General features: G+C 61.0%; 15 protein-coding genes. 4 read left to right on the top strand and 11 right to left on the bottom strand.

What is annotated here, in order from left to right; translation table 11 throughout:
• Positions 1 to 99: 99 nt before the first annotated feature.
• The 3 genes from KXC42_RS26845 to KXC42_RS26835 form a co-directional block, all read right to left on the bottom strand.
• On the bottom strand, positions 100 to 729 hold the full coding sequence (locus tag KXC42_RS26845) for a hypothetical protein (RefSeq protein WP_219130686.1): 630 nt from the start codon (positions 727 to 729) through the stop codon (positions 100 to 102).
• A 198-nt stretch (positions 730 to 927) separates the two neighbouring features.
• Complete coding sequence (locus KXC42_RS26840) at positions 928 to 1,125, bottom strand: hypothetical protein (protein WP_019288858.1); 198 nt, start codon at positions 1,123 to 1,125, stop codon at positions 928 to 930.
• Positions 1,126 to 1,166: 41 nt separating this feature from the next.
• Entirely contained in the window at positions 1,167 to 1,385 is a 219-nt protein-coding gene (locus KXC42_RS26835) for a hypothetical protein (protein ID WP_219130728.1), read from the bottom strand.
• Positions 1,386 to 1,764: 379 nt separating this feature from the next.
• Between KXC42_RS26835 and KXC42_RS26830 the strand changes: the two genes are divergently transcribed.
• From KXC42_RS26830 to KXC42_RS26820, 3 genes are all read left to right on the top strand, one after another.
• On the top strand, positions 1,765 to 2,829 hold the full coding sequence (locus tag KXC42_RS26830; protein WP_219130685.1) for an Abi family protein: 1,065 nt from the start codon (positions 1,765 to 1,767) through the stop codon (positions 2,827 to 2,829).
• 93 nt (positions 2,830 to 2,922) lie between these two features.
• Entirely contained in the window at positions 2,923 to 3,864 is a 942-nt protein-coding gene (locus tag KXC42_RS26825; protein ID WP_219130684.1) for a hypothetical protein, read from the top strand.
• Positions 3,865 to 4,078: 214 nt separating this feature from the next.
• A complete protein-coding gene (locus tag KXC42_RS26820; RefSeq protein WP_219130683.1) occupies positions 4,079 to 4,570 on the top strand; it encodes a GNAT family N-acetyltransferase in 492 nt (163 codons plus the stop codon).
• Between the two features lie 47 nt (positions 4,571 to 4,617).
• On the opposite strand, the gene KXC42_RS26815 is transcribed toward KXC42_RS26820, so the two are convergent.
• On the bottom strand, positions 4,618 to 5,427 hold the full coding sequence (locus KXC42_RS26815; protein ID WP_257606269.1) for a recombinase family protein: 810 nt from the start codon (positions 5,425 to 5,427) through the stop codon (positions 4,618 to 4,620).
• A gap of 145 nt (positions 5,428 to 5,572) precedes the next feature.
• On the opposite strand from KXC42_RS26815, the gene KXC42_RS26810 reads away from it, so the two are divergent.
• Positions 5,573 to 6,670 carry a DUF4238 domain-containing protein gene (locus KXC42_RS26810; RefSeq protein ID WP_219130720.1) on the top strand — a complete coding sequence of 366 codons (1,098 nt, stop codon included), beginning with the start codon at positions 5,573 to 5,575 and terminating at the stop codon, positions 6,668 to 6,670.
• Positions 6,671 to 6,717: 47 nt separating this feature from the next.
• On the opposite strand, the gene KXC42_RS26805 is transcribed toward KXC42_RS26810, so the two are convergent.
• From KXC42_RS26805 to KXC42_RS26775, 7 genes are all read right to left on the bottom strand, one after another.
• Positions 6,718 to 7,305, bottom strand: a complete 588-nt coding sequence (locus KXC42_RS26805; RefSeq protein WP_257606268.1) for a recombinase family protein — start codon at positions 7,303 to 7,305, stop codon at positions 6,718 to 6,720.
• Between the two features lie 264 nt (positions 7,306 to 7,569).
• Positions 7,570 to 8,358, bottom strand: a complete 789-nt coding sequence (locus tag KXC42_RS26800) for a hypothetical protein (protein WP_219130719.1) — start codon at positions 8,356 to 8,358, stop codon at positions 7,570 to 7,572.
• Between the two features lie 34 nt (positions 8,359 to 8,392).
• Positions 8,393 to 9,598, bottom strand: coding sequence for a helix-turn-helix domain-containing protein (locus KXC42_RS26795; RefSeq protein WP_219130718.1), 1,206 nt, complete (start codon positions 9,596 to 9,598; stop codon positions 8,393 to 8,395).
• Between the two features lie 212 nt (positions 9,599 to 9,810).
• A complete protein-coding gene (locus tag KXC42_RS26790) occupies positions 9,811 to 10,038 on the bottom strand; it encodes a ribbon-helix-helix domain-containing protein (RefSeq protein WP_083583905.1) in 228 nt (75 codons plus the stop codon).
• A 186-nt stretch (positions 10,039 to 10,224) separates the two neighbouring features.
• Positions 10,225 to 11,229 carry a hypothetical protein gene (locus tag KXC42_RS26785; protein ID WP_219130717.1) on the bottom strand — a complete coding sequence of 335 codons (1,005 nt, stop codon included), beginning with the start codon at positions 11,227 to 11,229 and terminating at the stop codon, positions 10,225 to 10,227.
• A gap of 176 nt (positions 11,230 to 11,405) precedes the next feature.
• A complete protein-coding gene (locus KXC42_RS26780) occupies positions 11,406 to 11,789 on the bottom strand; it encodes a hypothetical protein (RefSeq protein WP_083583903.1) in 384 nt (127 codons plus the stop codon).
• On the bottom strand, positions 11,786 to 12,727 hold the full coding sequence (locus KXC42_RS26775) for a ParA family protein (RefSeq protein ID WP_072815209.1): 942 nt from the start codon (positions 12,725 to 12,727) through the stop codon (positions 11,786 to 11,788). The genes KXC42_RS26780 and KXC42_RS26775 overlap by 4 nt, the downstream gene beginning before the upstream one ends.
• Between the last annotated feature and the right edge of the window lie 213 nt (positions 12,728 to 12,940).

The following is a 12,940-nucleotide window of genomic DNA, read 5'->3' as shown; positions in this document are numbered from 1 at the left end:
CGAGGGCGTTCTTGGCCTTGGCGAGGAGATCACCGAGCTTCTCCCCCTGTGTTTCCAGTTCGACGAGCTGGTCACGGGCCTGCGCCCACTGTGCCTGGATCAGAACGGCAGATCCGGGTCCTCCGGCGGGTTGCGCCGCATCTCGTCCTCGATCAGCTTCGTCAGCTCGTCGGCCAACCGGTCGCGGGAGGTCATCGGTACCGGCTGGTTGTCCTCGATCCGCTGTGCGATCAGGGACTTCGCCAACGTTCGGAACCATCCCGGCCTGTCCAGCCACACTCGTTCGACCACGCGAATTGCCGTCGGGTTCGGCTTCACGTTCCGTGTCCGCCAGCGATCCGGGTCCTGCGCCCTCCGGGCTGCTTCCCAGTCCTTGTCGAGTTCCTGTTCGGCCCACTGCTCGAACTGCTCCCAGTCCTGTCGGATCTCGGGGGTCACCTGCGGATACAGTTCGTTCTCGAGCACCATCTCCCGTGCTGCCCGCCATGCCGTTTCCTTGGCCTGTACCGCGTCCTGGTACGTCGCGTCTGGTGCCGGCGGGTTCGCCTGCTCGAACTGTTCGGCCGCGTCCTCGGTCAGCTGCTGCAGGCGCAGGGCCTCCCGGTCGATCCGTTCCTGCTCGGTCGCCGGATCGACGCCCAGCCACTCGGCCAGAATCCGCCTGGTCTCGGCCGCGATCGTCAGGTCGATCCCCTCGACCTGTGTCGCGAATTCCTCGCTCTGCGCCACTGCCCTGTCCTTCCTGATCTTCGGAACCGAATGCACCCTGCTGGGCGTTTTCGTCTGCCACGCGACCTCCTCGACTGCGCCCTGTCCGGGCGTAGCATCCCCATCCGACGGGACGACTCGTGAGGTCTATTCTACTAGGAACTCCGACATAAAACCACTTCTGACCTGCGGTTTTAGTGTTTTTGTTGGTGCTGGGTCCTACGGCAGTCGGGCGGCGCGAGGAGCAGCCGCGGCGGTCGCCAGAACGAACAGCAGCGGCAGAATCATCAGTCCGCCGAGGCCGGCGAGCACCGCCCGGCCGGTGCTTGCGTGGCGGCGATACGAGCGCCGTGCGCACACGATCGCACTGGCCGTGGCGAGCAGGTTGAACAACATCAGAACCACGAAGAAGTTCACAGCGAATCCTCTCGTCAGCTTGTGTTAGGTGCCGGGTCGGCCTACAGGTCGAACAGTGAGAACTGGCTCTTCGCGGCCTCGGTGTCGGTGTCGCGTTCGTAGCGTTGGGCCATCAATCGGGCGGTTTCCGGTGTGCAGCCGAGTTCCTGACCGATCGCGTGCCAGTCGGCACCCCCGGCGTTCATCTCCCATGCGGCGCGCAGTAGGTCGTCGTCCATGCCGCGTCCCCCTCTATCTCGGCTGGTGTTCAGTGCGTCCATTGTGCAATATTGCTGATTGGCCTACAAGCATGACGGACTCTCAGCTCCGAAAACACCAGCTCGAACATTCTGAGGTGTCTCGAACTGATAAGGAAACTCCCGTACTGGCCCTGTTCTGGCCGTTGGCCTGAGATGCACAAGCAATGCCGTCACAGCAATTCCACAAGTACGTACGCGAAGGATCGACTAGTGCCTGAGTAGGCCGATCACAGCAACGGGACGGGTAACGAGCACGCGAGGATCACTGCGGCAAAGCCTCTTACAAACCAGAAGGGGTCCGACGTGCTTGCCAACAAGGTTGACAGAGGCATCGTTCGGACCCCATACCGCGGTAACGCAGAGCGTCAGAGGCGGTTCCCGCTTAGGTTAACATGCGGCGGTGGAAAGACGCGTTTCGTGGATCTCGCAAGCTCGTTTTGAACCCTTCCTTGCCGCCGCCGACCAGGACGCGGAGCGCGCCTGGGCGCTCTATGAGTGGAACGCTAAGGTAGCTTCCGCCTTGTTCGAGTGCTTCCACCACACAGAAGTGCTTCTCCGTAACGCGATGATGCGCGAACTGGAGAAGACCCATCCTATGAACTACCCGTGGCAACGGGGTCCGAAAGCAATCGCCGATGCAGCAGACAAACGCAAACACCACAAAACCAAGGTGGCCTCACCGGACTCGATCATCTCCGAGTTGATGCTGGGATTCTGGAGAGAACTCCTTGCAGACTCGCCCGAGAACGACGAACTCTGGCGCCAGCACCTTCGTCACGCCTTCCCAGGGTCTTCGGGAACCAGACAATCCGTCTCCAAAGCCGTTTCAGACATGCATCGGCTACGAAACCGCTGCGCACACCAGGACTCACTTCTTGATTTCGATCCAGGTATCGAACTCAAGAAGCTGCTGTCCCTTGCCGAGTGGATCGACCCGGATGCCCGCGCCTGGATCGAGTCCATCGAAAGCGTCTCGAAAATCGCAGCGGCGCGTCCAGTTCCTCCCCGGAACAATGTCGTCATCGTAGGCGCCAGTGCCGAAGATGCGATCGCCATGTATGAGCGCGTCAGCGCCTACGTGTGTCCAGCAGATCGCAACTTCGCACCCATGGAATACATGGGTTTCTATGGAAACAAAAAGATCGAGCCATACTTTCCACGCATCCTAGAGATCATCGTACCTACCGTATGGAACAAGGACGAGCAAAGAAGGCTTTCTAATTCAGAATTCTCTCATGATAAGCATCTCGCTCGCGTCATGGGATATGGATTGAAGAACGGATGGGAGGCAGGAGAACAGTTCCAGGTTTTCCTGCTATCCGATCTCAAATCATCTGACACCATCAAGAGATCAACTCCGATTCAACACCACAAGAATGGACGCGGATCGGCGTTTGTACAGAACAAGCGATACCTTTCCCACACAGCACTTATGGCTGCAATAAACACCGACCATCTGACTTGAGAAGTCATCTAATCACGATCCCGAGCCTGGTTTCCCAGCCGCTCAACGACTTGCCGTGACAGATTCTGTCGTAGGCAATGGCATAGTGGTGCAGTGACCGAGAATCTTCTTCACAGTCTGCGCGAACGCGTACTGGACGAATCCGCACCTGTGGCTGGACTGCTCCGTGCATGCTTGATGCTCGGCGCAGAGACCGGGTCCGTGGACCTGCGACGCTGGGCAAGCAAGGAGCTGCGCGGGTATGACGATGGAGACGTCCCTGCCTATCGAAAGCTGGCACTCCCATTATTCGCCGACAGCGTAAGCGGCAATGTAGTAACAACGGGACAGCTGATATCCATTTTGCACGTTCCTGAGAAATATCGGGACCGCGTCCCTTCCGAGGTGGTCTTTCGCCAGTCAGTGGAAGAGCTCGAAGCTATGGCTACGAATGGCCCTGACACCCAGAAATTTACGAGCGACGTGTTACCCGCTGTCGCGGCAGCTTGGAGTACTGAAATTGGGGCTTTCCAAGAGATCACCAGCCTCTATTGGAAGGTAGGCCGAACTTCCATAGCCGGCATCGTCGGAATGGTTCGGACAACCCTTGTGGAAATGGTGGCAGATATGACGAAGGGCGTACCCATGAACGAGCTTCCCTCAAAGAATCAGGTCGATTCGGCTGTTCAGGTGAATCTCTATGGTTCTCAGGATCAGTACACAACCAACGTCGGCACGAATTCGGGCGTGATCGGCCAGGGTGCAGGGTCGCAGCAGACGCAAATGAACTATGGTGCGGTATCCGCTCAACTTGCCGAGTTGATTGCGCAGATGCGATCCGCCCTCGACGAAGTGCCAGACTCTGACGATCGAGCTGACGTCGAGCAAGCAATCGACGACTTCGAAGATGTCGTCACATCGAACGCCGAACCTGAAAAAGTACAGCGACGGGCACGTGCTCTCCAGCGCGTGGCCTCGGAAGTCGGCAGTGCCGTGCTCTCGGCAGCCGCAACAGAAGGCGCTCAACTCGCACTACAGGCCATAGGACTCGGGTAGGTGTTTCATTGGGCGTTGACTACTCCAGATGGCGGTACAGCGTCGGTGTCAACCCACTTATGTATGTCCATACTTCAATATTGCCGATTGGGCCACAAGGGTGACGGACTATACCGTGATTTCGGTGGGATTTGCTGCGGCTCGGGCACGTGCATGGCTTCGCTGCGCCAAGGACGCCTGGAGTTGTCTCTGGCCTTTCCTAGGATCGACTCGTATGAAACCCGTCAAGATACAGCTGCGCGAGCTGCCTTCCGACACTGAGCATCCTGATCGCAAGATGGCGGCTCACTGGTGGGACAACCTGGGGGAAGAGGAACGGTACAGGCTGATGGGAACCACCCTCATCTTCAGTGCCGCTTTCCAGGACCTGAAGGCACACACGAAGCTCTTGGCTCCGGGGCAATACGGCTGGACCGCGTACGACGAAGAGGCCGACCTCGTGGGCTACATCATCGGTGTGGTGAAAGAGGGAGTCCCGAAGGAGATGGGATTCGACTATCAGGTGGACCCCAGCCGACAAGGAATCGGAATCGGCCCGGCAATACTTCGGGAGATGCTGCGAGACTCGCAGTTCGCCCAGTTCGAGACCTTTTGCTGCACAGTTTTCCCGTGGAATGCGAAGAGTGTTCGGGTTATGGAAAAAGTGGGGTTCGTCCGACAGGAAGGTTCCGATCGGTACTACACCTACACGCGCCAACCGTCCTGACATCACAAAAGTGGCACGCTCGTCGTCGGTCGAGATTCGCCACCGAGTCAGGTGACACGGACAAGAACACGGCTGGCTCGTGCCCGTCGCTCTCTTTCTCGCTCAGCGGAACGAGCAGCAGCGGAACGCCGACGCGAGTCGGCCCTGACCTGGGGATCGACCTGGCGCGCAACGGTCGAGGGGTGCCATCGTCCGCCGCGTTTGGCGGGTATGCCGGCGTCATTGAGTCGGCGGGCGATCGTTCGCACCCCGGCTCCTTCGGCGGCCCATGCCTGCATTTGCCGAAGGACGGCAGCTTCTTCGGGATGCTCGAGGAGTTCCCCATCGACGACTCGCTGCCCGTAGGGGGGCGATCCTGTGGCGTATCCGCCTCTTTCGCTCTTCTGCCGTCGGCCTGATTTCAGGCGTTTGACGATCAATCCGCGTTCGAGCTGGGCAGCAGCTCCCATGACCTGTCGGACGAAGGTGCGCATCGGGTCGTCGTCGTCATCTGGGAGGTGTTCGCCTCGGTCTGCGGTGAAGACGCGCTTTCCGTGCGCCCAAACCACCGACAGGATTGCTTCCTGTTGGGTGAGGTGGCGGGCAAGACGATCGAGGTTGGGAGCGAGCAGAGCGTCGGCCTTCCCCTCAGCGAGTATCTGCAAGGCTTCGGACAGGCCGGGTCGTTCGTCGTCGCCGGCCTTGCCGGTGATCGCTTCGTCGCGGCAGATCTTCACGATGCGCATGTTGTGGACGTGGGCGTAGTTGCGGCAGTCCCGCTCCTGGACGTCGAGGCCGTAGCCCTCGAGTTGCCCTCCGGTGCTGACTCGCACCAGGACGACGACCCGGAGCGGACGCGATTCGAGGGGGGAGGTCACACTCTGAGTGTATCTATCTATAGGTATAGATAGAACAGTGCAGGTAGACAGCCTATGAGCGATTTGCAGGTAATCCTTGCGAATACAGCATGAGCACGTGCCTTTATGGCAAGGCGTTGTCGGAGCCGTCTCCTACACTCCGGGAGTGCTTCCGCATCCGAGAGATCTGCGCGCTCAGACCTGCTTCGAACATGAATGGTTGTCCGAAGACTTCATCGCTGAATCGCGCAGGGTATCGGCCGCAGCTGAAGAATCGGGGAACTCTCCAAGGAAGCATCACTTCGTCCCGAAGATGCATCTGAAGCGCTGGGCAATGAGCGGCAAGGTCCAGCGAACCGAGGTGGAGACACGATACGTGCACAACCCCCAGCCTTATGCGGAGGTCGCGCAGAAACCGAACTTCTATACCCTCCCGAGGACCGGCAGCACGATGGACTTCCCGATGAAGTGGGTCGAAACGCACCTCGGTCGCATCGAAACCGCCTGTACCCGCCATCTCGATGTCCTCGGCAACTGGACCGGAGTGTTCTCGGACGCGGCAGTGAAGCGCGATCTATCCGTCTTTTTGGGGTTACAGGTGACCCGCACGGTCAGCAACCGCAATCGCTACCTCGCTCTGATCCAGGCTCCTTCCCAGCAGAAACGTCGAGTGATGAAGCGCCTACATCCGCAGTTGACGTCTGCGCAACTGGATGAGGCTATGCAGAAGCAGCACTCCGACCCGAAAGAGGAAGCGCTACACCTCCTATTCGAGAACGTTCGATGGCCAGTTGCCCATGGTCTCTATCAGCGCGAATGGGCTGTCTACCGCACTGCCTCACCTATCATCACCTGTGACGATCCGGTGATCTTCGTCGCCGGCCCGCCCTTCGGAAGAGAACATTCCCTGGGAGCCGAAAGTGCAGCAGTGCTCTACCCGGTAGATCCGTTCCACGTGCTGGTGATGTTGCGCCCTGGGTTTTCCCACCGCGGCCCCTACCGCTTGAATCGCTCCGAGACCGAGAGCATCAACATCGAAGTGGTAGCTGGGGCCGATCGAGGAACATTCGAGCGTCCCGGTGACGCAATCGCCTGTGCCATTACCGTTCCTCCTCGACGTCAGCAACAGCTTGACGATGAAGCTGCTGCCTTACTCAGCGACTCCGAGCTCGATCGCTTGTGCATGCAGGACATAAGCCCCCGAAGTCGCTGGACTCAAGGATCCACGGGTCCTGCATGGCCACTTCCACGCTGGTATCGCTAAGTCTTGCTGCGAAGCGCGATCTCGGCCGTCTGAGATCCACGAATCTACTATGAAGACGCCGGGTGGATTCGAGTCTCGCGTTCACGTTGTATCTGCATATAGACCCCGGATCGGCTGAGGCCGAAGCGTTTCTGAAGTTGAGCGACGGACTCGCTGCCGGAGGCGTACAGCTCGTAGAGCTGGCGTCGTTGCTCGGCAGTGAGTTTCGGCTGTCCGCCCGGGTACCGTCCTGCAGCCTTGGCTTGCTCCCGTGGCCCTGTCAGGCGCAGCTCGTAGACCCCGGCCTCAAATGCGGGAAAGACGCTGGTGAACAACTCGAATGCGGTTCGGCCGGCCTCGGTTGCGGGATCGTAGACGGTACCACCGATGTTCAGTCGGGCCTGGCGTTCGCGGATCGTGGTGGTGACGTCCCCCAGCTCTGCGGCGGTGCGGGCGAGGCGTTCGAGGCCGGTGACCGTCACGGTGTCTCCGGGACAAAGGGCGTCGAGCATCGCATCGCGGTTCGGCAGGCGGTGCCGGGTGCCTTGTAGCCCGGTGTCGACGTGGATGTGATCGGATCGAACCCCCAGGGTGGTGAGCTGAGTGCGCTGACCGTCTTCGTCCGCTGTGTCACCGACTCGGGCGTATCCGATCATGCCTCCACTTTAGTTCATTCAGCAATGTTGCTGGCAGGACAGACTGGAGTGCACCACCAGGTAGATCGGAGTGTCCACCCTTCTGCAGTCTGTGCGACGTCGCCCCTACGGTCCGATCGCTATACAGCAGCGATGACGGTACCGGCCAGGCAATGTCAGCCGACGTGACCAGCAACTATTCGATGGCAAGCCGGTGCGGAGTCAGCGGCGCGGCAGCACTGCTCTTCTCCGGGATGCGGGGTCACCCCCTGCCGGGGCTTTCCGTCACACCTGACCGATGGACAGATACGCAAGTTGCGCTCGCAGGTTCTCGGCCGCCGCCTCCAGTTCGTGGACAGTGGCGTGCGTCGTCGAGCCAGCAACATCCGCGCCGGCCAACCGACGGTAGAGATCGTCGATCGCGGTCGATTGCGCTGCGAGCTGCTGGGTGATGCGGAAATCCTCGGCGAGCCGGTGCACACGGTCGAGGGCTAGCTCGATGAGGCGAAGCGCAACGGCCCGCTCGATGAGCGCAACTCGACTGTGTGCGAACGCAACCTGCCGACGATCCCACTCCTGCCGCACATAGGACTCCAGTGCGGCATCGGCCGGCACCTCCGGTGTCAAGCATCGAAGTTGCAGCAACTCATGAGCGGCGATTGCGAAAGTATGCAACTCCATGTGCAGGGCAACAACCGACCGGTAACCGGTGAGAACCGGGTGCTGCCAGGCCGGATGCTCGGCAACCCGATCGACAACTCCCTCAACGATTGCGAGCAACCGTGTCTCGTTGTTGTCGATACTTGTCGGCCACCGCAACTCGGATGCCGCCGACTCGACAACCCGCAGTTCGCCGGTACTCAGGCCGGGAGCGTTCCCACGCCACCAACGGCGTAGCGGGAGCTGGGTGTCGTCGATCGACCTGCTGACGCGGGCGACCTCTTCGAGCCCGCGTTGCACCGAGTGCGGCACCGAATTCCAGTCCAGCACGACCACGGTACGGGGCAGGCGTTGCGGATATCGCAGCTGTTCACCAACCCACTCGCGGGCTGCGTCGTGTGCGGGATCCGTCACAGAAGACCCTCCTCTGCCAGCGTCGCTGCGGGTGTTAGGCCGTAAGGGACTCCGGCTCGGGCACGAACTCTCGCTTCACCAGGCGGATGATGGTGGCCACGTCCCGTCCGGCGTTGAACAGCTCACGCGCCCGATCCCTAACACTTGCGCCGCAATATCCGTCCTCCTCGAGTGTCCAGATCGCGGCCTTGAAGGTGAAGGGGCCGTCGATATCGGACGATCGGCGCGTGCTCGTGGTAGCCGCGGCGGGATCGTCGCGGATGTCCGGCTTGCTGGAGGATCCGGTGGTCTGTGCCGTCTCGGTGCTGGGCTGCGCAGGAGTCGGGGCGCCTTGCAGCGCTCGTTTGATCGACGTGCCGATGAGTTCCTCGGTGGAGATCCCGAACTGTGTGGTTTCCTGTTCGGCCATTGCCTTGAGGAACTTGGTGAACGCACTTCCCCAGCACCGTCGGTTCTGACCAGTTGAGGCCATGGTCTTCCGGAACTGCTCGACCGCGAGGTCGAGGTCTACCCCCAGCTTCTTGGCGGCGGCACGGTTGGCGTTGTTGGGCTGCCACCGCGGATGCAACGGCATGGCCTTCGGGGTCCCCTCGCCGTTGCGGTGTTTCCGCTCGATCAACTTCTCCGAGAATTCATCAATCGGGGCGGCGCCGCCGACCGAGGTCTTTTCCGCAGAGGTCGGTTCAGCAGAGGTATTCAGATTGGTTGTTGGTAGATGGTTATTGGTGGATGGTTCTTGTTCGTCTGCGTTCTGCCGCGCCCCCCCGCTGCGCTGTGGGTCACGCTCCCCCTGCGTTGGAGCGCACCCCGGTCTGACCTGCGGAGATGCGGGTTCCATGTTCACGACGTAGAGGTTCGATGTCTGCGTCGTGTGCACCTCGTCGGGTTCGTCGAGAACCCAGTCCCGCTTGTCGTCGGGGTTGCGGAATCGGGAGCGGACGTCCTGGATGAGGCCGCACTCGCACAGTTCCGTGATGTACCGATCGGCGGACCGGCCCTGTGTCATCCCCAGTCGCGCGGCGAGGGTTTCCTTGCTCGGCCAGCACCGACCCGTCTCGTAGTCGGCGAACTTCTTCAGGTGCGCATACAAAGCCAAGGCTTGTGGACTGAGGTCGTACTCTTCGAGGACGGTGAGGTCGATCAGAACGAACCGCCGCGAGTTCTCCGGAGGAGAGTCGCTGGTCTGGCCCGACCGATCGGGAAAGGTGCTGCCGCTGCTTTCGGACGGGGCGGTGGTCATGTTGGGTCCTCTCGTGGAGGAAGACCGGAGACACGCCCGTCTTGGGATTGGTCCCAAAGTAGTCAGGTGTTCAAAGACCCTGTAGCATTACCGGTGTGTTAGGCCAGGTACGTGCTTCTACCTTGGGATCTCTCCCTTGAGAGTGTGTATCTGATCTTCAATTTGCTGGACCCCTCGGCTGCCAACCGGGGGGTTTCGGCTTTTTCTGGGGCTTAGCTCGCTTTCTGGCGGGTTTCGGCGAGGTAGTTGTCCACTGCCTGGCGGATCAACTTCGACACCGTGAGTCCTGTCTGGCGGGAGAGCGCTTCGAGCTCTTCGTCCACAACATCGGGGAATCGCACCGAACGACGTGGTGATTCGGGCGTTTCACTGTTCGGGTTCAGTCGGAGCTTTCGCTTGGTGTGAGGTGCGTACTTACGTGGCTTCGACTCCGTCGCCATACCTCTCCCCGTCCTCCCCCGACTCGCTGTGTGCGGGCATGACCCTACACCGCTGGGCCACAGTGCGTCGGACACTATTCGGGTTCGGCGTGTCGCGTCGTGCGCGAGATTCCAGCTGACCAGTCGTTGGGCTCCGGGAGGCTGCACCGGGCCAGCCTCGGTGCGCACCGAGGCCGGCCGGGTGGTTCAGACTCGCTCGGTTTCCCGGTTGCGCTCGCTTGCTTCGGCCGTGGGCAACGGTGGCACCGAAAATCCCTCGGCTTCGGCGGCGTCCCGGAACTGCCGCCAGCGGCGGCTGACGGTGGATTTGTCGATCTTCAACCGTTGCGCAACGTCGATCTGCTTCAGTTGCGGCTCGCTCACGAGCATCGACGCCACGATCTTGACGGTTTCGTGGGAGTCCGAATCTTCGAGGAATCGCAGCAACCCGTCCCGGGTCTGCGGATAGCCGTTGCAGGTCGCCCCATCGGAGCGAGGCAGGGTGTCCTCGGCAACGGCAACGGCAACGGCAACGGCGGTTCCTGCCCCGTCTGCATCGTTGCGTTCGGACGCCTTCGTAACCGGCAGGGGCGCAACCGCTTCCTCAGCGGGATGCAACTCCGGACGGCGCACACTCGCGGTAGTGCCGGTCTCGTGGTCCCAAGGGGTACCGAGGGCGGATGCTTCATCCTCGACGTTGACACGGTGTTGCACCGGATCTTCGTCCGTTGCGACGGCCCGGTGCTGGGCGCGTTCGTCGAGGACAACCTGCAACAGCATCGTGAACAGGTGGAACAACGCCAGCCACAACAGCGGGAAGATCGCCGCGATGATTGCCGCGATCCACGGGGTTTGCGGGATGAAACCGAGATCCTCCCCCGCTGCCACGCGGGCGAGGTTGCGATCAGCCATCTGCCACGAGTGGTAGGCGTTGCCGATCACGCTCAGTGCGACGGTGACGATCGCCAGTGCCATGCAGTACAGGCGGGCGTAGTTGTATTTGCCGGACACCCGGAAGATGACATAGCCGGCCGTTGCAGCCGCCTGTGCAACATCGATGGCAACCGGTGCCATCCACGCCCGCCCTGGTTGCACGTTGATCTCGATCGCCAGAGCGCGCAACGCATCAAACGAGAGGGTGAACGCCAGCGCTGCGAGAAACAACGCCATCGCTGCAACTGCTGCGATGGCCAGCATCTTCGAGTGGCTCATCGGCAGATTCCTGCGCAACGGGGCCTGGGACTGGGTTGTATCGTCGGACATGACCTGGGGATCTCCTATCTGGTGGTTTTCCTGGTCAGGGCGTCCTGCGGAGCGGCAATTCCTTGCAGGACGCCCGTCATTCCTGTGAATGCAAGCAAAACAGGCATTGAAAGCGTTGGTTGACTTCAGGTGTCAGCGAGCGGTCGACCGGGAGAAAGGGGCGCATCGACTCCCTCGAACGGTTTCCCGCCGTTGTGCAGTTCGGACCGTCGCCGGACTTCTTCCGCAATGGCCTTCTCGACGAACTGTGACCAGTTGCGGTCGGCTTCGGCTGTGCGTGTGGCGTTGAAGGCGAGGCGGGCCTGGGTGTACACCGTCGGGGCGATGTACACCGTCACCGCCTTGTTGCTCTGCTTCTTCTCGGGTTGCTCAGCAGGTTGCTCGACTGGTTGCGCGGGTGGTGCAACGTTGCGGTGCTTTGCCTGCAACCCGGACAGATCTCCCGTGACCTGTCGTGCGCCGGACGAGACGCGAGGCAGACCTGAGAGCTTCCGGCGCGGCTCGGTCACGATGCTGCCTCCTCGGCTTCTGCTGCGGTCATGCGGCGCACGACCTCTTCGGTGATGCCCACCAAGTCGTCCGCAACGGACGTGGAGGACTGGGGTGCGAGGGCTTGAGCTTGAGCCTCCCCGCGCAGGACCTCGTACCACTTGGGTCCGTTGCGAACCACGTCGTCGAGTTCGTGGACGAGCAGTCCCCGTTCTCGTGTTGCTGCCGCGGTGGCTTCGGAGTGCCGCACCGTCTTGTCGAAGATGGCGTCGGTGCTGCCACCGAATGCCTCAGCGATTGCGTCTCGAGCGTTCTGTTGAACTTTGGTTGCGGACGTGCCGACACCTGTGAGCACAACGCCGAGAAGGTCGAGGTCGGGATTGTCAGCGAGGACCGCATTGAGGCGGTTCATCACGCCGGCCATGCCCTTGCGGCTGGATGCATCGCTCTTGACCGGGATCAGAAGCCATCGTGCTGCGGCCGCAGCTGCCGTCTGCAACGCTTCGTCGCCGGGTGGGCAGTCCAGCAGGATCATGTCGTACTGGTGCGCGATCGGTGCCAAGGCCATTGCAAGGGCGAGTTTCGCTCCTGCTGGGTCTTTGGATGCTCTCGAGGTGAGTGCTGCTGTTGCTGCTTCGAGGTGGTGTCCGCCGGGAGCGACGTCCAGATTTGGCCGGACATCGCGAACCGGCTCGAGTGGGCCGCCGAATGCGAGTGCTTGCGCAAGGTTGCGTCCCTCGTCGTCGAGCTCGGTGTTGGTGTAGCCGAGATCCTCGGCGACGTTACCCTGAGGGTCGAGATCGACGAGTAGAACCTTGTAGTCGGAAGCGGCGAGTAGGCCACCGATATTGGATGCCAGTGTTGTCTTGAACACTCCCCCTTTGCTGTTGATGAGCGCGACGACTCGTCGTAGCGCCGCGGCGTCGCGCTTGAGGGACACCTTCTCGCGTGTGACCACTGCACTTCCCTTCCTGTCGTAGCAATCAATGCAGGTTTTGCTTCTTTTGCCAGCAAAACCGGCATTCCTGGTGAAGTCGGTGCCACCCCGAGGGTTGCAGGCGACTCGTCATTGCTGGCAATGAGGACATTACCAGGTATCACCATAATGCAAGTATTACTTGCATCGGGCAGACTTCGCGGCAATACCAGCATTGCTGGTATTGCGGACCCG

It is taken from the genome of Rhodococcus sp. LW-XY12, assembly GCF_019317345.1.
GTDB lineage: Bacteria > Actinomycetota > Actinomycetes > Mycobacteriales > Mycobacteriaceae > Rhodococcus > Rhodococcus pyridinivorans.
The sequence above is the reverse complement of the archived record's forward strand: the minus strand, read 5'-3'. Positions and strand labels throughout refer to the sequence as shown.